This window comes from Enterococcus sp. DIV2419 (assembly GCF_051711865.1).
GTDB classification, from domain to species: domain Bacteria; phylum Bacillota; class Bacilli; order Lactobacillales; family Enterococcaceae; genus Enterococcus; species Enterococcus faecalis.
In genome coordinates this window covers 2,327,849-2,352,620 of record NZ_JBIONS010000001.1, presented here as the reverse complement: position 1 = coordinate 2,352,620, position 24,772 = coordinate 2,327,849, and the positions used below count along the sequence as shown (strand labels likewise).

The following is a 24,772-nucleotide window of genomic DNA, read 5'->3' as shown; positions in this document are numbered from 1 at the left end:
ATAGGATATTTCATGTTACAATTTCCTTGCATTATTTATTTTTTATAAAAATAAGAAATTTTTTTAATTGTTAGTGTATTCTATTTGGAGGTTTATGAGAAAGGATAAAGATAATGAAAATAGAAAATTCAATTTTTAAATTGATAAATATAGTCAGTTCATTAGTCATTTTATTGACTATTTTTGGAGCTGTTCAATCCGATAATTTAAACTTGTCAGAATTAAAAGCGTCTCACCTGATTTGTATTCTATTTATAATAGTTGCTATGACAATGTTGATAGTTTCTAGCTATTATAGAAAAAGATTCCTTATTTTTTTTGAGAATATGATATTTTTTTTGAAAAAACATCTGAAAAAAATAACATTTATATTGATTGCCATTACAGTTGTTTTCCAAATAATTATTGTAGCAGTAACTACCGCCCCAATTGGTTGGGATGTTGGTAGTATTTTTAATGGGCTAAAAAACTTAGATGTAACCAATGAATCCATTAGCAATTATTTATCAATGTATCCTAATAATTCTTTTTTCTTTTTTTTAATGTTGGGAATTATTAATTCAGTAAATCACTTTTCTCCTAATATTGGTAATACATGGCTTTTTTGGCAGTTATTGAATATCGTTGTTTTAGATACGGGTATAGGTGTATTAACAGTAGCAGCTAATAGACTTTTTTCGAAAAGAGTTAGTTATCTAGTTTTATATCTATCTATGTTTAGTCTAGCATTATCACCATGGTTATTAGTTCTTTATACTGATAGTCTTTCCTTTATGTTTGTTTCTTTAGTACTATTGGTTTATTCTTTTCTTGGAAAAAAGAATAAACATCATTTTATATGTATTCTTTTTTTAGGGATATTATGTGGAATTACCTTTTTGATTAAACCTTCTGCAATTATATTTTTAATTGCTTGGACAATAGTATTTATAGTAATTTTTGTTGCAAATTACAAAAAAAACAGGAAATATGTTAACATACTCAGTGTTTGTTTATTTGTTATAGGAATGGTAAGTTCAGTAACTACATTTACTATTTATAAAAATCAACAGACGGTTATTCAATATGATAAAGAAAAACAATTCCCTATGACACATTGGATGATGATGGGTTTAACTGGAAGTGGCGGTTATAACTCACAAGATGTATCAACCATGAGTAAGCTCAAAACAACTAAGGAAAGGAAAGAGTATGCAGGGAAGACAATAAAAAAAAGGCTCCAAGATTATGGAGTAGGTGGTTATCTGAAATTTATTATCAAAAAGCATTTTAATAATACTGATCGTGGTGATTTTGGTTGGGGAAGCGATGGAACTCCTCAAAAACCAGAAAATAAATCTAAATCTAAATTTCAGAGTTTTTTCAGAGATTTTTACTATCAGCAAGGAAAAAGAACAAGGACACTCCGTTTTTATATGCAAATTTTATGGATATTTACGTTATTTGGTATGTACTTAACAACAGTCTCCTTTGATAAAAAACAAATTTCATATAGAGAATTAATCATAAAGCTTACTATTATTGGAGCTATGATGTTTCTACTATTATTTGAAGGTGGTCGCTCGCGCTATTTAATTCAATTTTTACCATTTTTCTATTTACTTTCAGCAATTGGATGGGAAAGTGTGTTAACAGCAACTAATAGGAGGAAAAAAGAAAATGTCAAAACTTTTTATAGTAGTACCATGTTATAATGAAGAGGAAGTACTACCTATTTCCAGCAAGGTATTGTTGGATTTTTTAAAACGAATGATTGCTAAGAATAAAATAAGTACAGAAAGTTCCATTTTGTTTGTGGATGATGGTAGTAAAGATAAAACATGGGCTATTATTAAAAGACTATCTGAACAAGAAGAACATTTTAAAGGTCTTAAATTTAGTCGCAACTTTGGTCACCAAAATGCACTTTTAGCTGGTATGACGACAGCGGTTCAATTTGCAGATATGATTGTTACGATTGATGCAGATTTACAAGATGATGTCGAGGCAATTGAGGGAATGATTGATGCTTATCATGATGGAAACGATGTTGTTTATGGCGTTCGTAGTAACCGTGATACAGATACCGCGTTCAAAAGAAAAACTGCGGAAATGTTTTATTCATTTATGAATAAACTAGGTGTGAATACCGTACCAAACCATGCAGATTTTCGTTTGATGAGCAATCGGGCGACTAAGGTATTACTAACTTTTAAAGAAGAAAACTTATTTTTAAGAGGGATGGTTCCATTAGTTGGATTTCCTAGTACAAAAGTTTATTATTCAAGAAATATTCGAGTAGCTGGTGAGTCAAAATATCCGCTAAAAAAAATGCTTAATTTTGCTATGGAAGGCATTACTTCCTTTTCAATTGTACCAATAAAAATGGTTAGAAACATAGGGTTTATTACTTTATTAATTGGTATCTTTTATATGATTTATAGTTTAATACAACATTTTACAGGAAATGTTGAAGCTGGTTGGTCTTCTCTTATCATCAGTATCTGGTTTTTAGGGGGAATTCAATTAATCAGTCTGTCTATTGTGGGCGAATATATTGGTAAAATTTATTCCGAAGTTAAGGGGCGACCACGTTTTATTATTGAAGAAGAAGTCTAAATTAAAAAATAGAATTTTTTAGTAAAATACAAAATTGAGCTCGAGTACCGGCTGGAGAAATCTAGTCGGTATTTTTATGAAATGAAACGTTTACTGTATTGAACACTGAACCGAAGTTTCGTTTTGCTTCGCTGATAATTAGAGGAAATCAATTTATTAATTTCTTTTGTCAAGAATTGCTTTTATATTCGAGTGTTTAGCAATATGGAAAGGACAAAACTTTATCATTAAACAAATCAAGAAAAGGATTCAGCTAGAGCATCATTCTTAATTAGGATGTTCCGTTTTGATTATGTTTCGAATGCTTAAATTCAGGTGTATCCGTTGGCAGTTTTTTGATGAAGGACCTTAAAATTAAATTTTTCTACTATTTTGACTCATTCTTGTACAGTGGAATATGAAGAGATATTAAATTGCTTTGTCCAGTGTTTGATAGCATCTATTCTCCATTTTGATAAGCTTTTACTACTTTGTTCTTGAATGTATAATCATATTTTGCTAGTTTAAATACGCTTCCAAAGTTAGATTTTTGTTCTAATTTTGGAGGCGTATTACATTTTTTCACTTCTTTTTTGTATAGTAAAAGTTAATAAATAATGAAAATCTATTTTCTAAGTTTGTCGTTGTTGGTAATTGGTTAAGATCATACGTGAAAAGGGACCGACAATCAGCAATTGATAAGGAAGGGCAACAATAAAGTTCAGGCCCCAAGCTTGGAAATACGCACTTAGTGACAACGTCTGGCCTTCCATTAATAAGCCAAATAAAGACATACAAGTCACCATGCCGATAATCATGAGACTCGAAATGGTCAGAATAAGTAATAGCCGTTTTTCTTTATTAAAGGGTAAAGAAAAAGCGATTTTCTTAGCTAAGACACCAACGATGAAAACGTCTAAAATAAAAGCAACGATAAATCCAGGAAGCAAACCTTTTGATAAGGCGTACAATGAAAATTCTCCATGCAATAATAAATTATAGGTGCTCATTCCGAAAACCATCAGAAAGCACATTAACGTAGTAAAAAGCATTCCTTCTTTTTTATTAGTAGGCATTTTTTTCTCCTTTCATTTATTGAGAGTAATGATTGTTCTAGGCAGAAAAGGACAAATTCTCTCGACTTTTACTAGTGTAGCAAAAATAAAAGTTCTTCATAAGTTAGAATTTGCTAAGAATTAGATTCAAATAAAAAGGTGTACTAAGTCAGCAGTACACCTTTTTATTCGTTATTTAGTTTATTTTTGTGTTATTTGTAACATCCTCTCCAAACCATTTTTGAGAAATTTTACTAAGGGTGCCATCTTTTCGTAACGTTTCAAAGGCAGTATTGATTTTTTGGACTAATTGATTGTCTGATTTGCGGACGCCCACAGCAAAATCTTCATTGTCATAGCCTACATGAGAAATAGTATAGTTTTTTAAATTATCTTCGTGGGAAAGATAGTAGTTGGCGTAAACGCGATCGATTAGGAGTCCGTCAATTCGACCAGATTTTAAATCTAAGAAAGCTTCATTAAAGCCGTCATATAAAATAGGTGTTTGGTCTTTAACAAATTTTTTCAAAACGTCAGGCTGACTTTCGAAGCCATCATAGCCAGAAGAGCCGTTTTGAACCCCTAAAATTTTGCCTTGCATGTCGCTCGCTGTTGCAATGTTTTTTTCTTTTAAAGAAACAAGTACTTGGTCGTTCGTCATGTAAGGTTGTGTGAATTGAACTTTTTCGGCCCGCTCGCTCGTTTTAGTGTAGCCGTTCCAAATAAGATCAATGGTTTGATTTTGTAATTCTGTTTCTTTCATAGACCAATCAATCGGTTGGAAGTCAACGGAAATGCCATAAAGTTTAAAAACCGCTTTGGCTAAGTCGACATCAAAGCCGACAATTTTGCCTGATTTATCTTGAAAACCCATGGGCACAAAGGAGTCATCTAAGCCAATAATAATCCGTTTTTCTTCGTTAATCCGTGTCCATTGATCTTCGTTGCTTTTTCTTTTACCACAACCTGCAAATAGGAGTAAACTACAACAGATAACCAGCAAGGCTAAAGAATATTTCTTTTTCATCATAAACTCCTTTCTATTGGACGGGGGCAACCGTCAAAAGATTGTCTGCAATTTTTTCAGCGAAAGCCATATCGTGGGTCACGACAATCTGTGTCATGCCTTGTTTCCGTAAATCTAAAATAACTTCTTCCACTTGTTGGCGTAAAGCTGGATCTAGCGCGCTCGTTGGTTCATCGTACCCAAGAACTTTTGGCTTCATTGCTAAGGCACGAGCAAGTGCAACTCGTTGTTTTTGTCCACCGGAAAGTTGGTACGGATAGAGTTTTTCTTTACCAGCCAAGCCCAATTTTTCCAGTAATTCTAAAGCTTCTTGCTGACTTTTTGCTTTTTCTTCTTTTAGTACTAATGTAGGTGCTAAGGTAATGTTTTCTAAAACTGATAAGTGAGGGAAAAGTTGGAAATCCTGGAAAACGACCCCAACCACTTGATCGGCATTGTCCATTTCAGCAGGATTGAAAGGAACACCATCCAACAAAAGCTCACCAGAATCAATGGTTTCTAAACCAGCCAAACAACGAAGTAAAGTGGTTTTTCCGCCGCCTGAAGGACCAACAATCGTTAAAATTTTACCATCTGGAATTTCTAAATTTAAGTGATCAATAATGGTCCGGTTGTCAAAATGTTTGGTTAAATTTTTAATAGTTAACATGGTAGAGTCCTCCTATTTATAATATTGATAGAATTTTTCAATTTTCTTAGAAGCAACAGTCAAAATTGCCGTAAAGAGTAAATAAATCACTCCCACTAAAGCTAATGGCACTAATGTAACATCGCGGCTCATCGCAATTTTACCAGCACGTAAAAGATCGCCTAAGCCAAGAACATAAATAAGAGAAGTATCCTTGACCAAATTGATAATTTCATTTCCTACGGAAGGCAGCACGATTTTAACAACTTGTGGCAAAATAATCCGCGTGACTGTTTGAAAACGTGTTAAACGTAAAACCTTAGCAGCTTCATATTGACCTTGGGGAATTGCTTGAATCCCCCCGCGGAAAATTTCAGCAAAGTACGCAGCATAATTTAAAATAAATGCGAATAAGGCCGCATCGTAACGTTCAAAGACAATACCAATTAATGGTAAGCCGTAAAAAACAAAAATTAATTGTAACAATAGCGGAGTGCCGCGCATTAACCAAATGTAGAGGTTAATTAAGTAACGTAAAGGTTTAAACGAACTTTGTAAAATAAAGGCAATGATGATCCCCAGTGGAATCGAGCCAAGGAGCGTAAAGAAAAAGACTTTCAGTGTCATGCCAGCTCCGCTAACTAAAGCAGGTAAAATTTCTAAAATATAATCCATCATTTTTTCCTCCAACAATTTTTATTAAAAAAACAAAAAAGCCTCTTGGCTGTGAGCCAAGAGGACGAATCGCATTCGTGGTGCCACCTCAATTTACTTATCTTTCACAAGATAAGCCTTATGTAGTTGCGTTGACAACTACTCTCTGTTAACGATAGAGTCACCGGTTTTTCTTACTAAAGGATTCAGAAAAACATCTTTTAGGTGTGAGTAAAGAAGAATCCATCTTTTTCTTTCAGCCAATGAAAAAGTCTCTGTAAAGGAAGAGCTAAATTACTATGTCCTAAGCCTTGATTGTAAGTATGAAATTGTTCGAACGGAACAGAAAACCTGTTGCTTTTCTAGCTTATCCCATTAAGCATATAGAAAAGAGGACAACAGACTTGAGCAGTTGAGGCACTCTCTCAGGTTGAAAAGCGCATCTAAAAAAACAAAAAAGTCCTTTGGCTGAATAGCCAAAGGACGAATAATCAATTATCGTGGTTCCACCTTAGTTTATTCGTGTTTCGCAACACGAACCTTATGAAGTTCATAACTTCGCCTGTTAACGAGTGGTCCCGGACTTTCCTACTAAGGGTTCAAAAAGTCAACTCCCAGATGTGGTTCGCTGTTTCTTTACGTCTTTTTCCACCAACCAAAGACTCTCTTCACTAAAGGAAACAGTTACTCTTCTGTTCTCTGTTTTTCAATACTGTACCACCAGAAAAAATATCTGTCAACTCTTATTCTTAAAAAAATATTTTTCTTTCAAAAAGTAAGTGCTGAAAAAGGACAAATGTATGGAAAATCATGTAAAATGTAGGTAAGTTGTTTGAACAGAAGGAGGAGTTTTGGTATGAAACAGAAAAAGTGGTTAATCGGACTTGTTGCACTGGGCTTGGTTTTAGCAGCATGTGGAAGTGGCGGTTCGAAAACGACCTCAAACGAACCAGCTACACAGAAAATTAACGTCGCATCTGGTGGTGAACTCTCGACATTAGACAGCGCTCATTATACAGATGTCTATAGTTCCGATATGATTGGTCAAGTAGTTGAAGGCTTGTATCGACAAGATAAAAACGGAGATCCTGAGCTAGCTATGGCGAAAGCAGAGCCACAAGTTAGTGAAGACGGGTTAGTCTATACATTCAAGTTACGAGAAGCAAAATGGACAAACGGGGATCCAGTTAAAGCAGGGGATTTTGTAGTTGCGTTTAGAAACGTGGTCGATCCAGCATACGGTTCAAGTAGCAGTAATCAAATGGATATTTTTAAAAATGGGCGTGCGGTGCGGGAAGGACAAGCCACGATGGAAGAATTTGGTGTCAAAGCAATCGATGACCAGACACTAGAACTAACATTGGAAAATCCAATTCCTTATTTAGCCCAAGTCTTGGTTGGGACACCTTTTATGCCTAAAAATGAAGCCTTTGCCAAAGAAAAAGGTACTGCCTATGGGACTTCTGCAGATAATTTTGTTGGCAATGGGCCGTTTGTAATTTCAGGTTGGGATGGCAATTCCGAAACTTGGAAATTGAAGAAGAATGATCATTATTGGGATAAAGAACACGTAAAATTGAATGAAATTGATGTTCAAGTAGTGAAAGAAATTGGCACAGGAGCCAATCTTTTTGATAATGGCGACTTAGATTACACTGTTTTAGCAGATACTTATGCACTTCAGTATAAAGAGTCAAAACAAGCGCATTTTGTACCTAAAGCCATGGTGGGTTATTTAAGCCCCAATCATCGCCGTGAAATTACCGGCAACGAACATGTTCGAAAAGCTTTTTTACAAGCGATTGACAAAGAAACTTTTGCAAAAGAAATTTTAGGAGATGGCTCGACAGCTTTAAATGGTTTTGTACCAGCTAATTTTGCAAAAAATCCAGACACAGGTGAAGATTTCCGCAAAGAAAATGGTGATTTGTTGCCATATAATATTAAAGAAGCCCAAGCTAACTGGACCAAAGCGAAAGAAGAGTTGGGCAAAGATAAAATTGAATTGGAACTAATCTCAGCGGACTCAGCGATTGCCAAGAAAACCATTGAATTTGTTCAAGGGCAATTGCAACAAAATTTACCAGGTTTAACAATCAAATTAAAATCATTGCCTTTGCAAAATCGTTTGGATTTACAAACAGCAGGTAATTACGATTTAGCCTTTGGAACATGGACACCTGACTATGCTGACCCCATTAATTTTTTAGAATTTTATGACTCAAAAAGTGGCTTAAATACTTCTGGTTATAACGATTCAGCGTATGATGCAGGTCTCCAAAAAGTTAGAAAAGATTACGCCAATGAACCTGAAAAACGCTGGAATGAATTACTAAGTTTAGAAAAAACATTAATTGAAAAAGATGCCGGTGTTTTACCCTTATTCCAAGGAGCCATTGGTTACTTGAAATCAGATCGCTTACAAGGTTTGCAAGTATTTTCTTTTGGTCGCACAGTATCCTATCGTTTAGCTTATGTAGAAGAATAAATTGACTTCTGAAAAGTCCTATCTTTTGAAAAAGTCTGCTTTCTGTTTTATCCTTAAAGTAGGAAAATTAACTAAAAAAATCAACTATGAAAGGTAGGTTTTTCAAATGTTTAGCTTTCTATGGGCATTAATTGTCGGAGGAATTATTGGCGCAATTGCTGGCGCAATTTTAGGAAAAGACGTGCCAGGTGGCATTATTGGAAATATTATCGTGGGCTTTTTAGGAAGTTGGGTAGCATCACTCTTGTTGCCTTCTTTAGGACCAGTCATCGGCGGTTTTCCAATTATCTCAGCGTTGCTAGGAGCGATTATCTGTATTGCTATTTACTCTTTTATTGTAAACCGCAAGGCGTAAAATTGTATCAAAATGATATCTTGAAAAGCATCATAAAACTTGTGAAGGTTGATCAAACCATTACTTTTGATGTCTTTTCTCTCATATTTTAAGTCTATGACAAAAATCTCTTTGGATTTTTGTCATAGACTCTTTTTTTTTAAAAATATTTATTATGAGAATTTCCTGCGTTAGACTGCTTATTTTTCATTTATTATTCATTTTTGATAATGGAAGTTTTGTTGGATAAAGTGAATAGCTCAAGGTTCAACAAAAATAAAGAAAAAATTAATATGTTAAGTTTGGGGAAGGTGAAATGCTGCTCTCATAATACGCCGTTTTATTCATTAAACGATAGTTGAAAAAAATAAGTGCCCTTGTTATTCTTTGAATTAAACTAATGGGGGCGAAAAGCATGGAATCGTTAAAAAGTAATCTTTTTTTGACCAGAGAAGCATATTTGGAAGCTTTTGAAACAATCATGACACCTTTAAAAACGGCTATTTTAACATCAGAAAAACCTGGCGTAAATTTTGGGTCCAGTGGTGCTGTCTATGATCAGCAACATGCTGAAATGGAAGCGCTCATTCGACCATTATGGGGAATTGGACCGTATTGGGTTGCTTGTAAAGATGATGTTTTAAGAGATGCTTATGTGGAAAAATTAATCGCAGGAACTGATCCGTCATCCCCAGACTATTGGGGCGATATTGTTGATTATGATCAATATATTGTGGAAGCAGCAGCATTATCTTTAACTTTATTGCTTCATAAGACATATTTTTGGTCCTGTTTTTCTGAGAAACAGCAAGAAAATATCATGGTTTGGTTAAATAAGGCACTTGGTTGTAAAATTCCTAAAAATAATTGGACGTTTTTCAAAGTGCTCATTCGTTTAGCACTCGAGGGATGTGGACAAGTGATTAACCAAACGGAACTAGAGGAAGAATTGGCGTTGATTGAACGCATGTATTTAGGTGATGGTTGGTATATGGATGGTAAAACTACGCAAAGAGATTATTATATTTCGTTTGCTTTTCATTATTATAGTTTGATTTATGTCAAATTTATGCGAGAAAGAGATCCTATTCGTGCGAAACGTTTTACAGAACGAGCCGTTATGTTCGCGCAGGACTATCTGTACTATTTTGATGAGGAGGGCGAAGCGTTACCTTACGGACGTAGTCAAACGTATCGGTTTGCTCAAGGAGCGTTTTTCGCAGCTTTGATATTTGCAGAAGTAGAGGCGTTACCTTGGGGACAAATGAAAACGCTGTTAGCAAAACATTTACACTGTTGGATGCAACAGGCTATTTTCACTTATGATGGTCGGTTGTCCATTGGCTATCATTACGAAAATTTAGTAATGGCAGAAGGTTATAACGCACCAGGCTCTCCGTATTGGGCTTTTAAAACATTTTTGTTGCTCGCAGTGGATCAAGACCATCCGTTTTGGCGTGCTGAACCGCTGGCGATAAAACGAGAAGAAAAGCGTTTGATAGAAAAGGGAAACATGTTATTAATCCATCCTAAAATGAAAACGCATGTCCTCGGCTATCCTGCAGGACTATGGCTTGAAAATCAAGCACATGCTGCGGCTAAATATAGTAAATTTGTCTATTCTAGCCGCTTTGGTTTTAGCGTTCCCAAAGCTGGTGCGCGTTATGAGGAGGGGGCTTTTGATAACGTATTGGCTGTTTCTCGTGATGGTGAATATTTTCGTGTTAAAGGGAAAGTTCATGATTTTTATTTAACAGAGGAGCAAGTTTATTATAAATGGCTACCTTTTCAAGAAGTAGAAATTGAAACAACCATTTATCCTTTTGGAGAATGGCATGTTAGAGTACATGAAATAGTGACATCGGTTCCATTAAAAGTGCGCGAAGGAGGATTCAGTCTACCGTTACTTGGAAAATTTTCAGAAAAAGAACTTGGTAAAGAGTGGGCTAGAGTCGATTCAGGAGAATTGTGTTCGCAAATAGTTGCAATTGAAGGGTATGACCACGCAGGTATTCTTCAACCTGAACCCAATACATCGTTGTTTTTCCCAAGAACAAGTTTACCTTATTTGCAAAAAGAGCTACCAATAGGAACGCATCGCCTGATTTGTTTGGTAGGTGGTGTGACAAGGGAGGAATAAAAAATGATAAAAATCGAATTGAAAAATAAAGACAATCAGATTATTACTGGCCGAATCGATCACGAGAAGCCAGAAGCGCCATTCGTGGCGGAGGGAGACACGTTAGCGGTATTAGCAATTAAACAGTACCTTTATCAAGTTGGCGATAAAATTGTAGTGACTTATACAGGGGCTACCCCTTATTTGATGGTTCAATTAGATGAAACTTTGGCTCCTTCATTGATTTATCTAAAAGAAAAAGTTTGGGAATATCAAATTCCATTAGAAGAATCTGCTCGAAAAGCTTTTGTTGATACGGCCTTTCATTCGGCAAGGCACCAAATAATAGTTCGACAAGCGCACACGTTTGAAAAAGACAATTATCAAAATCTTTCTATGAATACACATGACCAAAAAGAATATTCAGGAGCCTATCCTCATGCGTATGCAAACGTTGAAACGAGAGACGATGCTGTTTTCTTTGCGAAAAATGCTATTGATTCTAAGTTTGGTAACCTTTCTCATGGCTCGTATCCATTTGCTTCTTGGGGAATTAACCAACAAAAGGAGGCACAGTTAACGATTGACTTTGGCAGACCTGTAGAAACGGACTGGATCCGCTTGCTATTTCGGGCGGATTACCCACATGATAGCTATTGGGAGGAAGTCACTTTAGCCTTTTCAGATGGAGAGGAACGAGTAGTTGCCACAACGAATACCGCCTGTTTTCAAGAAATAAAGTTCCCAATGAAAACAACACAAACTTTGACATTAAAATGCTTACGAAAAGCGCTGGACTATTCTCCATTTCCAGCGTTGACCCAAATTGAAGTATTCGGTCGGAATAAATAACAAGAGGTCGGGACAGAACCGTTTAGCTCCGAGAAATAAGAAGAAATTTCCGAAAATTGATCTTTGATTTTTGGAGACCAAGTAGGTATTGTTCATCATCGAATCACTACGTTCTTCGTGATTCTCAACAATTTCGGCTTATTTCCGAAGGACCTTCAACTCTTAGAGCTTTAGCTCTTAGAAGTTGTTGAGATCGGAGCAACGCGTAGTGTTGGTTCTGTTCCCGCCGTTTATCAGTTTTTGAGCGTGGAGCAAAAATCCAAAGTGATTTTTGTCCCCCGCTCTTGTTTTTAAGAGAAATAATCAAGAAAGGTCGCTTTTTATTTTCTTTTACGTTATAATACAATAAGTTAATATGTTAACAAGTTAAGGAGTGATGGAGATGTGTAGTCAAGAAAATAAACAAAGACTGATCTCTCTAGGAGAAAATGTCACAGATGAATGGATTCAAACGCAATTAAATGAATGCGTTTCAAAAATTGCTAAAAATATGCAGCGTTTCGGAACACAGTTTCCTTCAGCTTGTGCTACGAATGGTCGATATCGTCTCAAAGCTAACGATGATTGGACCAATGGCTTTTGGACAGGCATGCTTTGGCTGGCATATGAGTGGTCTCACCAAGAAAAATTTCGTTTACTGGCAATGGAAAATATTGACAGCTTTCAACAACGGTTAGAGGAGCATTTTGTTTTGGACCACCATGACATTGGTTTTTTATATAGTCTATCGGCGGGTGCTGGGTATAAAATTACCGGTGATGAGCGCTGTAAACAAGAAGTGCTAGCTGCCGCTGAAGTATTGTCAGCACGATTCCAAGAAAATGGCTCCTTCATTCAAGCGTGGGGCCATTATGGTGATCCCAAAGAATATCGATTAATTATCGACTCATTAATGAATTTACCGCTTTTATTTGAAGCAACTAAATTATCTGGAAATAGGGTTTATGAGGAAATTGCCTCACGTCACTATCATACGTTAATGAAAACGGTGATTAAATCCGATGCGACAACTTATCATACCTATTATTTTGATCCAGAAACAGGCAAACCAAAACATGGAGCTACGCATCAAGGACATAGTGATACTTCCATTTGGGCACGAGGCCAAAGTTGGGCAATTTTAGGGATTCCCCTAAACGAAACATTTCTCCATTCCCAACCATTTCCAGAAATTTATCCACAAATAGTGGAGGTTTTTCTAGCTCATTTGTCAGCAGATTTAATTCCCTATTGGGATTTTGATTTTAATGACCAAATGCCATCTGACAAAGATAGCTCGGCACTGGCAATTGCGGCATGTGGTTTATTGGAAGCAGACAAACTACAGGCTTTTCCTCAAGCGAAAGAGCTTGCCAAAGGAATGATTTATCAATTAGGAGAATATTATCGTACGCAAAATGATTCCGAAAATGAAGGACTGCTACTCCATGGTGTTTACGCACATGCAGAAGGAAAAGGGATTGATGAACCCAATTTATGGGGCGATTATTTTTACATGGAAGCCTTAATGCGTTTAGCAAAACCATCATGGCAAAGATACTGGTAAAGGGGAAAAATGATGCAAACGTTTGAGATTAAAGAAGACTTTTTATTAAATGGACAACCAATAAAAATTATTAGCGGGGCGATTCATTACTTTCGAATGACACCTAGCCAATGGGAAGATAGCCTCTATAATCTGAAAGCTTTAGGAGCTAATACAGTAGAAACCTACATTCCTTGGAATATTCATGAACCAGAAGAAGGCGTATACGATTTTGAAGGAATGAAAAACATTGAAGCATTTGTCCGCTTGGCAGAAAAACTGAATTTACTAGTTATTCTGCGTCCTTCGGCTTATATTTGTGCAGAATGGGAGTTTGGTGGCTTACCAGCATGGCTTTTGAAAGAAAAAGGTGTGCGATTACGTTCGACAGATCCTATTTTTATGACTAAAGTTCGTAACTATTTTCAAGTATTATTGCCTAAACTAGCACCGCTGCAGATAACACAAGGTGGACCAGTGATCATGATGCAGGTTGAAAATGAATATGGGTCCTATGGCATGGAGAAAGCGTACTTGCGACAAACCAAGCAGATAATGGAAGAACTGGGGATTGAGGTTCCTCTTTTTACATCTGATGGCGCTTGGGAAGAGGTTTTGGATGCGGGTACGTTAATTGAAGAGGATGTTTTTGTGACAGGAAATTTTGGTAGTCATTCGAAAGAAAATGCTGCCGTTTTGAAAAAATTTATGACTCGTCATGGTAAAAAATGGCCGTTGATGTGCATGGAATACTGGGATGGGTGGTTCAATCGTTGGGGCGAACCAGTGATTCAGCGGGAAGGTACCGACTTGGCGAAAGAAGTAAAAGATATGCTGGCAGTGGGTTCTTTAAATCTCTATATGTTTCATGGAGGAACAAATTTCGGCTTTTATAACGGGTGTTCGGCGCGAGGTGCAAAAGATTTACCTCAAGTCACTAGCTATGATTATGATGCTTTATTAACAGAAGCAGGAGAACCAACAGAAAAATATTATGCCGTTCAAAAAGCAATTAAAGAAGTATGTCCAGAAGTTTGGCAAGCACAACCACGCACGAAAAAACTGGGGAATTTAGGAAGCTTTCCAGTAACTGCTAGCGTATCCTTATTCGCAGTAAAAGATCAAATGATGACACCGAAGACCACCACGTATCCATTAAGTATGGAAGAAGCTGGCTCAGGCTATGGCTACTTGCTTTATTCGTTTGATTTAAAAAATTATCATCATGAAAATAAACTAAAAGTGGTCGAGGCCAGTGATCGTTTACACATTTATGTAGATGGAGATTTAGCTGCTACCCAATATCAAGAGACAGTGGGAGAAGAGCTACTCATTTCAGGGCAAACTGAAAAAGACACACTTGCGTTAGATATCCTAGTGGAAAACTTAGGTCGCGTTAATTATGGCTTTAAATTAAATAATCCCACACAAAGTAAAGGAATTCGAGGTGGAGTGATGCAAGACATTCATTTTCACCAAGGCTATCAACACTATCCCTTAACTTTTTCACAAGAGCAATTAGCCAAGATTGATTACACAGCTGGAAAAAATCCATTGCAGCCTTCGTTTTATCAAGTAACATTTGAATTAGAACAGCTAGCAGACACGTATATTGACTGTCGAGGCTACGGCAAAGGATTCGTTGTGGTCAATGGCCATCATCTAGGTCGTTATTGGGAAATAGGACCCATTCATTCGCTGTATTGTCCCAAAGAATTTTTACAGCAAGGACAAAATGAAGTAGTAATTTTTGAAACAGAGGGAATTGAAATTGAGTACTTGAAATTTACGAATCAAGTAATCATAGATTAAAAAAATAGAAGTAGAAGCTGAAATTTATTCGGCTTCTACTTCTATTTTGGTTTTGAAATATTTCCAATGTTTATAACTAATAATATATTCAGCAACACTACCATCTGCGAGATAGGAATGTTTAACTTGTTTAACAGCGGGTTCACGAAAACTTAATTGAAGTAAATTCAATAACTCAGCATCTTCGGGAAAGACAATTTCATTTGTTTCTACAGAAGCCAACGAGAAGAGGTCTACTGAAAAATCTTTACGGACTCGTTCATACACACTTGCATAAGCTGTGAGGTCCTTTGAGAGCGGCTCTTTAACAAGCTTTTTGGGAAGATGTGTGATATGTACGAGAAAGGGTGTATCTTCAGAATAGCGTACACGCTTGATTCTATAATAAGAAGCGTTAGCTGGTAAGCCTAATTCCTTTAAAATTTCGGCTTGATTATCTTCTTCAATTGAAAGGACTTTAACTTTTTCAGAGTCTAAAGAATGCAACTCGATATCAGAAAATTTTACATTTTGAGAAACTTTTGATTTCGAAACAAAGGTCCCTTTTCCTTGGATACGATACAAGTAACCTGCACTGGTCAGCTCATTCAGTGCTTTGACAGCTGTGATAGAACTAACAGCATATTTTCGTTTAATATCGGCTTCAGAATAAAATTTATCACCAGGAATAAAGGTATGATTTTTTATTTCACGTAAAAGGTCTTGTTTAATTTGTTCATATTTAGGTAACATGCGATTGCCTCCATTCTAGTAATCGAATGAATTAAGCATAACATGTTAACTAGCCTTTAGCAAACACTTTGAAAAAGAGGAAAGACAATTTTTATTTAAAGAATTCAAAAAAATAAATTCAATATATTAAGATATTAGGTTTACGGATAACTTAGTATGTGTTATAGTAAGTTCGTAGAGAACATAACATGTTAAGTAGGGTCACCTACATCTAGGGAGGGAAATTCGTGGAAAACATTGTACTAATTAGTCATGGTAGCATGGCTGAAGGCGTCAAAGTTAGCTTAGAAATGATCGTTGGTCGGCAAGAACACGTGCATACAGTCTCATTACGACCAGATAGCGACAATCTTCAATTTGAGAAAGAGCTAAATGAAAAAATGAAAGCCCTTAACGGTACGACACTGATTATTGCTGATTTACTAGGAGGAACGCCATGTAACGTGGCAACTAAGAATTATTTGAACGTTGACGGAGTGGAAATTATTGCAGGGATGACGCTCTCTGTTGTGATTGAAGCAGTGGTTAATCAACAGGCTTCGATTAAAGAATTAGTTTGTTTAGCACAAGAAAATATTGTTGATGTAAAGGCTGGAATGAATCAAGCGGAACAAGAGATTTCAGAAGCCAGCAAAGAAAAAGAGTTAAGTAACTATAGTCAATATGCTGGAAAAGAAAATATTGTAAACACACGGATTGATGAACGGTTAATTCATGGACAAGTAGCGGGAATTTGGTCGACAAGTCTTAGTACACAGCGAATAATTGTAGCCAATGATGAGGCGGCTACAGATCCTTTACAAAAATCATCTTTGAGAATGGCAGCGCCTTCTTCGATGCGTTTATCTGTTCTTGGAGTAGAGGCTGCCGCTAAAAATATTCAATCAGGAAAATATGGTAAACAGCGTTTATTTTTATTATTTAAAAATCCGAAAGATGTGCTCCGCTTTATCGAAGCGCAAGGACCTATCAAAACTGTAAATGTTGGGAATATGAGTTACAAAGAAGGAGCACGCGAAGTAACAAAAAGTATTCAAGTTTTACCAGAAGAAGAACAAATTTTTGAAACAATCGCTTCAAAAGGCGTCACTGTGACAGCCCAATTAGTTCCAAACGATCCAGTCGTTGATTTTATGAAAAAATTACGCGGCTAAAACTGTCAGACTAAGAAAGAATATTTTTAAATTTAGGAGGAAATTTCAATGCATTTAGCAGCGTATCAAATTATTTTAATTACTATTTATGCGTTTATTGCTATTAATGACTCACTTATTTCAAATACGTTGACGCAACCAGCTATTGCTGGAATGATTTCTGGAATGATTATGGGAGATTTAAAAACTGGTTTAATGGTTGGCGGCACTCTTCAATTAATGCGTTTAGGAATTGCTGCTTTTGGTGGAGCATCGGTACCTGATTATTTCACAGGGGCTGTTTTAGGAACCGCTTTCGCTGTAATCTCTGGAAAAGGAGCGGAGTATGGCATTGGTTTAGCTGTTCCTGTTTCTCTGTTGATGTTGCAACTAGATGTAGTCGCCCGTTTTTGTAATGTCTTTTTACTTCATAGTGTCGATAAAGCGATTGATAAGATGCAAGTAAAACGGATTCCACGTTTAGTTTTATCTGGTTCTGTTCTATGGGGACTGTCTCGTGCCATTCCGATTTTATTAATGTTATTAGCGGGGGATGCTGTAGTAACAACGATTACCGATAACATGCCAGAATGGCTAATGACGGGCTTAAAAACAGCTGGAGGAGTATTACCTGTTGTCGGTGTAGGGATTTTATTACGTTACTTGCCAACGAAGCAATATATCCCCTATTTACTATTAGGCTTTTTCTTAGCGGCTTATTTAAAAGTTCCAATGTTAGGTGTTTCGATAGTTGGGATGGTAGCAGCGATGCTTGTATTTAAACGTGATGGGGCAAAAAGCACGACACAAGCAACAACAGGAAATGGTGATTTTGAAGGAGGATATGACGGCGATGAGTAAGCATAAACTGACAAAAAAAGAATTAAATGCAATTAGCTGGCGTTATATTTTAGGAAGCCAATTAAACTGGAACTATGAACGTATGATGAGTTCAGGATATTTATACGGCATCTTACCTGTTTTAAAAAAATTCTATGGTCATGATGAAGCACAATTTCAAGATATGATGCGCACACACAATCAATTTTTTAACACCAATGCTATTTTTGGGAATTTAATTATGGGGATTGATGTTGCGATTGAAGAGCAAGATGGCTATAAAGCGAAAGAAACAATTATTGCGCTAAAAACAGCTCTGATGGGTTCTTTGGCAGGCGTTGGGGACTCTTTATTCCACGTTATTTGGGGGACGATTTTCGGCTCTGTTGCAGGGACACTGGCTCAAAATGGTTCGGTGGTTGGCTGTGTTATTTGGATTATTGCAAATATTGCACTATTGTTTGGTCGGGCCGCGCTCTTACCACTTGGTTATAAGCAAGGGGTCAAACTAGTGACGACCTTAAAAGACAAGTTATCTGCCTTTACGAATGCAGCAACTGTTCTTGGTGTGACTGTGATTGGTGCCTTAATTCCTTCAGTTATCAAGGCGACAGTTCCTTTTGTTTATAAAAAGAACGGGGTCGAATTAGTTATTCAAGATACGTTAGATGCGATTTTGCCTTCCTTAGTTCCAATCTTACTTGTTCTTTTGACTTATTGGATGTTAGGTCAAAAGAAACTAAATTCCACACGAGTGATTTGGATTATTTTAATTTTATCGATTGTTTTGAGTGCCTTTGGTATTTTGGCGTAAAAAGTATATTAAGTGATTTTCAGAGAGTCGGAGAGTGTAGAAAGTATTTTTCTTCACTCTTTTTCTCTAATTCGGATGTAAGCGTTTTACGATAATTTTTTAGGAGGAGAAAGAATGAAAAACAGGAAAATATGGGTAATGCTGGTCGGACTGTTTACTGCTTTGACGAGTGGATTTATGGGAACCACCCTTACTTTTGCAGAAGAAAACGAAGCGAGCCAAACGATTGAGCAACCCTCTTACATTTCAGATTTCCCCAATCAAGTTGGGCATTGGCAAGATTTGGTAGGAACAGCAGAAAAAAAGAATGATTCTGCTGGTTTATGGATCGCAAACACGAAGCAAGGGACAAACCTCGAATCTGTCTCTATCAATCTTGATGCACGCGAACAATCTTCAGGAGATCTTGAACTAACCTTTTTATATGAAGGGCAAAGTAACTTCGGATTGGTTTTTCGCGGAGATAAACAAAAGACGAGTCAATGGCAATCTTTTGCTTATAATCGTGACGGTCGCTGGCAGTTAGGACAACCAGGCGGTAAATGGCTAACTAATATTCCGGGACCAACATTACTAAGTGGTCAACAATATAAACTGCTAGTTCGCTATGATGGGAAAAAAATTCAAACATTCCTGAATGATCAATTATTTTATGAAAATGAAGAGGTTCATTATCCTGATGGTACGTCCATTAATGATGACTGGATGGGTGCTGTAGGAATTAGACTATTTGGTAATCTATCAAAGCTGAATATCATTTCTATGAAAAGTGGCCCCGTTGGTAGCATTCCTGTTATCGATTCATCTGCAGAATACCGAGAATTAAAAGAAAAATGGCGAAATCAGCTTGTTTCAAAAGAATATGATTCAACTAACCAAGCGCTTGTAGACTACGTCCAAAAAATCTCCAATGAAGCAACAGAACTCGATCAAACGATGAATAAAGAGCCGAACCGCAGCTATTTATGGCCACTAGAGCCTGGCAATACGCCATCGGCTGATTTAACGACTCAATTTACCAAATTGCAAAAATTAGCGTTAGCCTATGGAACGAAGGGGAGTACGCTTTACCAAGATGACAAATTGGCAGCAACCATTATTGATGGCTTAGATTTTATGGTAACGCAAAAAGGATATGATGGGAAAAAGTACCATGGAAATTGGTGGGACTGGCAAATTGGTGTGCCACAGAAGTTTCTTAATATTCTAATGATTTTAGAGGATAAAGTTTCTCCAGAAAAGCAACAAATCTATACAAATGCGCTGAGCAGTTATGTCCCAGATCCGTTTAAACAGTTGTATACAAAACCACAAGGAACGTTTGTGGATTTAGCTTTTATCCCAAATTTTGTGACATCAGGAGCGAACCGAACGGACTTAGCTTTAACTGTTTTGGGGTTAGGAATTTTACAAAAGGATAGCGGGAAAATTAACCAAGCATCCAGTAGTATCGTCGATGTATTTAAATTAGTCACAAAAGGTGATGGTTTTTACCAAGATGGTTCTTTTATCCAGCACAATAACATTCCTTATACAGGTTCGTATGGCAATGTTTTGGTGAAAGGGGTTGGACAAATTTTGGCCATTACAGCAGATTCATCTTTTCAAATGGATGCAACTCTTGTGACAGAATTTGTTGAAAATGTTGATCGTGCCTTTCTTCCTTTGATTTATAAAGGTGAAATGCTACCAACCGTGAATGGCCGTTCCATCTCAAGAGCCCCAGCAGTTGGAAAAACAGGCTACGGCTCAACTACCATGTATAATTTATTAATTGTGGCTAAATTTGCCCCTAATAATTATCAAAAGAAATTTCAAGAAGCCGTTAAATATTGGATGAAGGAGAACCCAGATTATTATTTGACAAATGCTCGTGATTTTAATGATTTACAGATGACTATGCAACTTTTAACTAATCCAGAAATTACGGGAGGGCAACTTCCTTTTACAGGCACGAAACTTTATGCTTCGATGGATCGATTTGTCCAACGCACACCTAGTTATATGTTTGGGCTAGGCTTGTATTCAAAGCGCACTGCATCTTTTGAAGCAGGGAATAAAGAAAATAAACGTGGCTGGCACACTGGTGACGGAATGATGTACGTATATAATGATGACGAGGTTCAATTTAATTCCAGCTATTGGCCAACTGTAGATCCCTATCGACTACCAGGAACAACGGTAGATACCATTTCTTTGGCAGATGAAGTTTCAGCATTTACAACAATCACATCGAAAGAGCAATGGGTTGGTGGAGTAACGTCAGACAATCAGGCAGTAGTAGGGATGGCTCTTAATAAAGACGGGACCAAAAATAATGGGAAACTTTTACCTATGAACCTACAAGCTAAAAAATCTTGGTTTGTATTAAATGGGCAAATTATCGCATTAGGCGCAGGAATTAAAGGGGATACAGAAGCTTCGATTGAGACAGTTGTTGATAATCGTTTGTTAAATGATGCGTATCAGTATCAAGTGCTATCAAATATTGGGGAGATTCATGAGAAAAATGAAACGAGTAAAAAACAATGGTTATTACTAAAGTCGGATCATTCCAATGCTAATATGGGTTATTATTTTCCAGAAGAAACAACGGTAAATGTTAAAAGTGAAACTAGAAAAGGAACCTATAAAGCAATTAATGAAGCATTTCCAAGTGATAAAGAATATGTAGGTGATTATCGAACATTTACGATTCAACATGGTCAACACCCAACGAACGAGCATTATGCTTATGTAGTTTTACCAGGAATCGATGAAACTGATTTAAAAACATATGCTGCCAAAAAAACAGTAGAAGTTCTCTCAAATACAGAAGAAATTCAAGCAGTTAAGCAAGAAGAAGAAGGCTATCTTGGGGTTAACATTTGGTCAGAAACTGGCGGTACAATAGCAGGGATTACCTCAAATAAAGCTATTTCTTTAATGAGAAAGACACAACAACACCAAAAAACGTATACTTTCTCTGATCCCACACAAACAACTAAGACACTGACTTTAAAAATACCAAAAGATTACAGCACAGTAATTAGTCAAAGTGACGGAATCACTTATGATGATGCAACAGAAACCTTTACTATTAATTTTGAAAATGCTGCAGGAAGTAGTAAACAAATTATTGTAGAATAACTAAAAGAAATTAAAGTAGCCTCAAATTCCAGTTTAATCGGAATTTGAGGCTACTTTGTTGAAATTATTTAAGATTCTAACATTTCTGCAGGTAATAAAATCGTTTCACGATGGCCATCATCAAAAGCAAAAATTCGCGACGGATATGCCGTAGAATAACTAAATGGTAAGTCGATGGCCATTTCTACTGAACTATTTTCTTGAGAAAAATGGACAGTCACTTTGCCATTATTGTTCAACAAATCAAAGTGAAGTAAGTCGTTTAAAGGGATAACCCCTTTTAGATTTAAGTCAATAATCAACCAAATACTATCAATTAAGCCACTAGGTAAGCTAGAAACAACACCTAATGAAGCATAGCGGCTACGGTCACTATCAAAACGTTCAAACATATGGATGACCTCCTTTTTGTTTACTTACTTTTAGTATACTGCAAATTTAAAAAAAAGAAATTGTTTCGTTTGAAAATATTGCGTAGATTAGCAAAAATTTAATATTCCTCTGTAGCTTCCTAGCTTTGCAGGTGTCATCATTTATGTGAAGAAATCACGACATGCAGTAAAAAGAAAATGGGACGTACGTTGTTTCAACGTACATCCCATTTCTAAAACTTAAGAGAATCAGCTGAACAAAAGTGTACTCTTTATTCGGCTAATTCTGGTTCAGTCGTTTCAGCAGCTGTTCCTTCTTCTTCTTCAGGAGCAGTTTGTGCTTCAACAATAGCAACTAGTTGTTCTTCTGGATCAGTTAAAATTTCATAGTCTTTGTGTTCAGGTAAATCAGCGATTGTAAGAGCATCACCAATTTCTAAGTTTGTAATATCTACTTCAATTGATTCTGGCAATTTGTCTGGTGTGGCTGCCACTAAAACAGTGTACAAGTTTTGAGCTAAGGTACCCCCAGCTTTCACACCTGCAGATTCACCAATTAATTGAACTTCTGCTTCGACTTCTGTTGTTTCTTTCATATTTACAGATAAGAATTCAACATGAAGCATTTGACCAGTAAAGGTATCTAACTGTGCTTTCGACATTAATGTGTTGATGTTTTTGCCATCAACTGTCATTTTAATAACGGTGTTAGCACCATGTTCGCGTAAAATTTTTGATAAGTCTTTTTCTTCAAAATAGATTGGTGTACTTTCAATTTGGTAACCGTAAACAATGGCAGGTACTTTCCCTTCGTGACGTAGCTGATTTCTTAGTGAACGTGGACGGATAGCTCTTTCTTTAACTTCTAATTGTACTGACATAACCTAATTCCTCCTTGAAATAATGAGTGATTTGGTTAAACTCAGAAACAAAACATAATGGAAAAAAGAAACTCTTTTTTCAGTTGTTCTTGTCTAGAAAAATGCTAACAATAATCAAAAAATCCCCACAAATATTGCCAGGCAACACTCATGGGAATGGTTCATTGTTATCGTTGTTCTCTCCCAGGTCATTACGCTGTTTTTGAGAAACCTTTATTTACTTTACTTATTAACCGTAACACTTATATTTTTATACGTCAAGGAATTACCTTTTTCCACTTTTCATCTTTAACGGATTCCACTATACTTATACCAGAATGGAGCTGAACAATGCGATTAGATAAATTACTAGAAGAACTTCAGTTTGGATCACGCAAAACGGTGAAACGATTAATCAAAGGCAAGCAGGTCACTGTGGATGGCATCGTGACTTTAAATGAAAGCCAAAATGTCGATGCGCAATTACAAATGATTAAAGTAAAAGGACAATTAATTTCGCATAAGACCCATGTGTACTATATGTTGAATAAGCCAAAAGGTGTGGTTAGCGCTGTCTCAGATGCATCTAAAAAAACAGTTATTGATTTGATTGCGCCACAAGACAGACGCCCTGGTCTTTATCCAGTGGGCAGACTCGATGGCGATACGGAAGGGTTACTTCTATTAACAGATAATGGACAATTAGGGTATCAATTAATTCGGCCAAATAAAGAAGTAGCGAAATGTTATGAAGTGAAAGTCAATGGTTTGGTCTCTGCAGAAGATTGTGCTAAATTTAAAGATGGGATTGTTTTGCAAGGAGGCATTCAATGTAAGCCAGCAAAAATAACTGTTCTTGCAGCGACTGAAACGGAGAGTCATGTTTTCCTGACTATTCAAGAAGGAAAATTTCACCAAGTGAAAAAAATGTTTTTATCCGTGGGGAAAAAAGTGACTGCTTTAAAACGCCAAACTATGGGGCCGTTGCGGCTAGATCCGCAATTACCTTTAGGTGCTTATCGTTCATTAACAAGAGAAGAGTTACAATTGCTATTGCCTTATTTTTTTATTGAAAAACAACAAACAAGCAAAGCGTTACCGAGTAATTTGAAAAGAGAAGAGGAACGGAAATGAAAACATTGCTTTTTGATGTTGATGATACATTGTTAGATTTTAAATTGGCTGAAAAGAAGGCGCTACATGCCTTATTTGAAGAAGAAAATGTACCATTTACATCTGAAGTCGAGTCAACATACCACCGAATTAATCAAGGATTATGGCGTTCATTTGAAGAAGGAAAAATAACAAAAGATGTTCTCCTTGATACACGGTTTGGTTTATTGTTTGACGCGTTTAATCGAGAAGTTGATAGCGTTAAAATGGGAGAAAACTACCGAGAATATTTAAGTCAAGGACATGACTTGCTTGGCAATAGTCAACGTATCTTGGAAAAATTAGCACCCCATTATGATTTATATATTGTGACAAACGGAGTGGCAAAAACACAGTATCGTCGGTTGGAAGATTCGAAATTAATGCCTTATTTTAAAGATATTTTTGTTTCAGAAGAAGTGGGTTATCAAAAACCGATGAAAGAGTATTTTGATTTTGTTTTTGAACGGATTCCTAATTTTAGTCGAGAAAAAACAATGATTATTGGCGATTCTTTGCATTCAGATATTCAAGGAGGTCAACAAGCGAAAATTCAAACTGTTTGGCTCAATCCGACCTCCGCTCCAGCAACACCAACCATTCAACCCAATTATACGATTCAACAGCTAGATGAGTTGTTACCAATTCTTGGGCATTAAAAAGAGCGTGG

General features: G+C 36.4%; 21 protein-coding genes and 2 other annotated features. Of the genes, 14 read left to right on the top strand and 7 right to left on the bottom strand.

The genetic code is table 11. The annotated features are described in order from the left end of the window. Positions 1-113: 113 nt before the first annotated feature. Together IGI97_RS11080 and IGI97_RS11075 are read left to right on the top strand one after the other, a co-directional pair. Positions 114-1,694: a glycosyltransferase family 39 protein gene (locus IGI97_RS11080; protein WP_010828580.1), complete on the top strand. Its 1,581-nt coding sequence runs from the start codon at positions 114-116 to the stop codon at positions 1,692-1,694. Continuing rightward, complete coding sequence (locus IGI97_RS11075; protein WP_438738018.1) at positions 1,660-2,598, top strand: glycosyltransferase family 2 protein; 939 nt, start codon at positions 1,660-1,662, stop codon at positions 2,596-2,598. Before IGI97_RS11080 ends, IGI97_RS11075 begins: the two co-directional genes overlap by 35 nt. A gap of 611 nt (positions 2,599-3,209) precedes the next feature. Here IGI97_RS11075 and IGI97_RS11070 read toward each other — a convergent pair. The 4 genes from IGI97_RS11070 to IGI97_RS11055 all read right to left on the bottom strand — a co-directional run bounded on the left by IGI97_RS11070 (position 3,210) and on the right by IGI97_RS11055 (position 5,965). Further along, positions 3,210-3,653, bottom strand: a complete 444-nt coding sequence (locus tag IGI97_RS11070; protein WP_002355676.1) for a hypothetical protein — start codon at positions 3,651-3,653, stop codon at positions 3,210-3,212. Between the two features lie 175 nt (positions 3,654-3,828). Next, entirely contained in the window at positions 3,829-4,662 is an 834-nt protein-coding gene (locus IGI97_RS11065; protein ID WP_002355679.1) for an amino acid ABC transporter substrate-binding protein, read from the bottom strand. A 10-nt stretch (positions 4,663-4,672) separates the two neighbouring features. After that, entirely contained in the window at positions 4,673-5,308 is a 636-nt protein-coding gene (locus IGI97_RS11060) for an amino acid ABC transporter ATP-binding protein (RefSeq protein WP_002358764.1), read from the bottom strand. A 12-nt stretch (positions 5,309-5,320) separates the two neighbouring features. After that, positions 5,321-5,965, bottom strand: coding sequence for an amino acid ABC transporter permease (locus IGI97_RS11055; protein ID WP_002383057.1), 645 nt, complete (start codon positions 5,963-5,965; stop codon positions 5,321-5,323). A 54-nt stretch (positions 5,966-6,019) separates the two neighbouring features. After that, positions 6,020-6,262 (bottom strand) — a binding site (T-box leader). Between the two features lie 155 nt (positions 6,263-6,417). Then, positions 6,418-6,650 (bottom strand) — a binding site (T-box leader). 147 nt (positions 6,651-6,797) lie between these two features. On the opposite strand from IGI97_RS11055, the gene IGI97_RS11050 reads away from it, so the two are divergent. From IGI97_RS11050 to IGI97_RS11025, 6 genes are all read left to right on the top strand, one after another. Next, positions 6,798-8,429 carry a peptide ABC transporter substrate-binding protein gene (locus IGI97_RS11050; RefSeq protein ID WP_002383058.1) on the top strand — a complete coding sequence of 544 codons (1,632 nt, stop codon included), beginning with the start codon at positions 6,798-6,800 and terminating at the stop codon, positions 8,427-8,429. 106 nt (positions 8,430-8,535) lie between these two features. Continuing rightward, positions 8,536-8,784 carry a GlsB/YeaQ/YmgE family stress response membrane protein gene (locus IGI97_RS11045; RefSeq protein WP_002355684.1) on the top strand — a complete coding sequence of 83 codons (249 nt, stop codon included), beginning with the start codon at positions 8,536-8,538 and terminating at the stop codon, positions 8,782-8,784. A 379-nt stretch (positions 8,785-9,163) separates the two neighbouring features. Next, positions 9,164-10,903 carry a DUF2264 domain-containing protein gene (locus tag IGI97_RS11040; RefSeq protein WP_016634030.1) on the top strand — a complete coding sequence of 580 codons (1,740 nt, stop codon included), beginning with the start codon at positions 9,164-9,166 and terminating at the stop codon, positions 10,901-10,903. 3 nt (positions 10,904-10,906) lie between these two features. After that, on the top strand, positions 10,907-11,734 hold the full coding sequence (locus tag IGI97_RS11035) for a hypothetical protein (protein ID WP_002426016.1): 828 nt from the start codon (positions 10,907-10,909) through the stop codon (positions 11,732-11,734). 382 nt (positions 11,735-12,116) lie between these two features. Continuing rightward, entirely contained in the window at positions 12,117-13,280 is a 1,164-nt protein-coding gene (locus IGI97_RS11030; protein ID WP_002391237.1) for a glycoside hydrolase family 88 protein, read from the top strand. Positions 13,281-13,292: 12 nt separating this feature from the next. Continuing rightward, positions 13,293-15,071, top strand: coding sequence for a glycoside hydrolase family 35 protein (locus IGI97_RS11025; RefSeq protein ID WP_011109466.1), 1,779 nt, complete (start codon positions 13,293-13,295; stop codon positions 15,069-15,071). A 24-nt stretch (positions 15,072-15,095) separates the two neighbouring features. Here the strand turns inward: IGI97_RS11025 and IGI97_RS11020 are convergent, their stop codons facing one another. Continuing rightward, the gene (locus IGI97_RS11020; RefSeq protein WP_002355690.1) at positions 15,096-15,803 is read right to left on the bottom strand and encodes a GntR family transcriptional regulator; all 708 of its coding nucleotides are present in this window, start codon (positions 15,801-15,803) and stop codon (positions 15,096-15,098) included. A gap of 260 nt (positions 15,804-16,063) precedes the next feature. Between IGI97_RS11020 and IGI97_RS11015 the strand changes: the two genes are divergently transcribed. The 4 genes from IGI97_RS11015 (at position 16,064) to IGI97_RS11000 (ending at position 21,719) form a co-directional block, all read left to right on the top strand. Next, entirely contained in the window at positions 16,064-16,957 is an 894-nt protein-coding gene (locus IGI97_RS11015; RefSeq protein WP_002383065.1) for a PTS mannose/fructose/sorbose transporter subunit IIAB, read from the top strand. A gap of 48 nt (positions 16,958-17,005) precedes the next feature. Next, a complete protein-coding gene (locus IGI97_RS11010; protein ID WP_002358771.1) occupies positions 17,006-17,797 on the top strand; it encodes a PTS mannose/fructose/sorbose/N-acetylgalactosamine transporter subunit IIC in 792 nt (263 codons plus the stop codon). Continuing rightward, entirely contained in the window at positions 17,790-18,590 is an 801-nt protein-coding gene (locus IGI97_RS11005) for a PTS system mannose/fructose/sorbose family transporter subunit IID (protein ID WP_002383066.1), read from the top strand. Before IGI97_RS11010 ends, IGI97_RS11005 begins: the two co-directional genes overlap by 8 nt. A gap of 114 nt (positions 18,591-18,704) precedes the next feature. Continuing rightward, a complete protein-coding gene (locus tag IGI97_RS11000; protein WP_010709263.1) occupies positions 18,705-21,719 on the top strand; it encodes a polysaccharide lyase 8 family protein in 3,015 nt (1,004 codons plus the stop codon). A 68-nt stretch (positions 21,720-21,787) separates the two neighbouring features. Here IGI97_RS11000 and IGI97_RS10995 read toward each other — a convergent pair whose 3' ends face one another. Both IGI97_RS10995 and IGI97_RS10990 read right to left on the bottom strand, forming a co-directional pair. Next, a complete protein-coding gene (locus IGI97_RS10995; protein WP_002355697.1) occupies positions 21,788-22,111 on the bottom strand; it encodes a DUF960 domain-containing protein in 324 nt (107 codons plus the stop codon). Positions 22,112-22,362: 251 nt separating this feature from the next. After that, the gene (locus IGI97_RS10990) at positions 22,363-22,971 is read right to left on the bottom strand and encodes a 50S ribosomal protein L25/general stress protein Ctc (protein WP_002358773.1); all 609 of its coding nucleotides are present in this window, start codon (positions 22,969-22,971) and stop codon (positions 22,363-22,365) included. A gap of 330 nt (positions 22,972-23,301) precedes the next feature. On the opposite strand from IGI97_RS10990, the gene IGI97_RS10985 reads away from it, so the two are divergent. Together IGI97_RS10985 and IGI97_RS10980 are read left to right on the top strand one after the other, a co-directional pair. Next, positions 23,302-24,084, top strand: coding sequence for a pseudouridine synthase (locus IGI97_RS10985; protein WP_002361308.1), 783 nt, complete (start codon positions 23,302-23,304; stop codon positions 24,082-24,084). After that, on the top strand, positions 24,081-24,761 hold the full coding sequence (locus IGI97_RS10980; protein WP_002355700.1) for a YjjG family noncanonical pyrimidine nucleotidase: 681 nt from the start codon (positions 24,081-24,083) through the stop codon (positions 24,759-24,761). Before IGI97_RS10985 ends, IGI97_RS10980 begins: the two co-directional genes overlap by 4 nt. Positions 24,762-24,772: the final 11 nt, after the last annotated feature.

Coding starts and splice junctions, on each gene's coding strand:
- IGI97_RS11025 (WP_011109466.1), top strand. CDS start 13,293: ATGCAAACGTTTGAGATTAAAGAAGACTTTTTATTAAATGGACAACCA.
- IGI97_RS11040 (WP_016634030.1), top strand. CDS start 9,164: ATGGGGGCGAAAAGCATGGAATCGTTAAAAAGTAATCTTTTTTTGACC.
- IGI97_RS11020 (WP_002355690.1), bottom strand. CDS start 15,803: ATGTTACCTAAATATGAACAAATTAAACAAGACCTTTTACGTGAAATA.
- IGI97_RS11050 (WP_002383058.1), top strand. CDS start 6,798: ATGAAACAGAAAAAGTGGTTAATCGGACTTGTTGCACTGGGCTTGGTT.
- IGI97_RS11035 (WP_002426016.1), top strand. CDS start 10,907: ATGATAAAAATCGAATTGAAAAATAAAGACAATCAGATTATTACTGGC.
- IGI97_RS11070 (WP_002355676.1), bottom strand. CDS start 3,653: ATGCCTACTAATAAAAAAGAAGGAATGCTTTTTACTACGTTAATGTGC.
- IGI97_RS11060 (WP_002358764.1), bottom strand. CDS start 5,308: ATGTTAACTATTAAAAATTTAACCAAACATTTTGACAACCGGACCATT.
- IGI97_RS10985 (WP_002361308.1), top strand. CDS start 23,302: ATGCGATTAGATAAATTACTAGAAGAACTTCAGTTTGGATCACGCAAA.
- IGI97_RS11010 (WP_002358771.1), top strand. CDS start 17,006: ATGCATTTAGCAGCGTATCAAATTATTTTAATTACTATTTATGCGTTT.
- IGI97_RS11055 (WP_002383057.1), bottom strand. CDS start 5,965: ATGATGGATTATATTTTAGAAATTTTACCTGCTTTAGTTAGCGGAGCT.
- IGI97_RS11045 (WP_002355684.1), top strand. CDS start 8,536: ATGTTTAGCTTTCTATGGGCATTAATTGTCGGAGGAATTATTGGCGCA.
- IGI97_RS11015 (WP_002383065.1), top strand. CDS start 16,064: ATGGCTGAAGGCGTCAAAGTTAGCTTAGAAATGATCGTTGGTCGGCAA.
- IGI97_RS10990 (WP_002358773.1), bottom strand. CDS start 22,971: ATGTCAGTACAATTAGAAGTTAAAGAAAGAGCTATCCGTCCACGTTCA.
- IGI97_RS11065 (WP_002355679.1), bottom strand. CDS start 4,662: ATGATGAAAAAGAAATATTCTTTAGCCTTGCTGGTTATCTGTTGTAGT.
- IGI97_RS11075 (WP_438738018.1), top strand. CDS start 1,660: ATGTCAAAACTTTTTATAGTAGTACCATGTTATAATGAAGAGGAAGTA.
- IGI97_RS11005 (WP_002383066.1), top strand. CDS start 17,790: ATGAGTAAGCATAAACTGACAAAAAAAGAATTAAATGCAATTAGCTGG.
- IGI97_RS11000 (WP_010709263.1), top strand. CDS start 18,705: ATGAAAAACAGGAAAATATGGGTAATGCTGGTCGGACTGTTTACTGCT.
- IGI97_RS11080 (WP_010828580.1), top strand. CDS start 114: ATGAAAATAGAAAATTCAATTTTTAAATTGATAAATATAGTCAGTTCA.
- IGI97_RS10995 (WP_002355697.1), bottom strand. CDS start 22,111: ATGTTTGAACGTTTTGATAGTGACCGTAGCCGCTATGCTTCATTAGGT.
- IGI97_RS11030 (WP_002391237.1), top strand. CDS start 12,117: ATGTGTAGTCAAGAAAATAAACAAAGACTGATCTCTCTAGGAGAAAAT.
- IGI97_RS10980 (WP_002355700.1), top strand. CDS start 24,081: ATGAAAACATTGCTTTTTGATGTTGATGATACATTGTTAGATTTTAAA.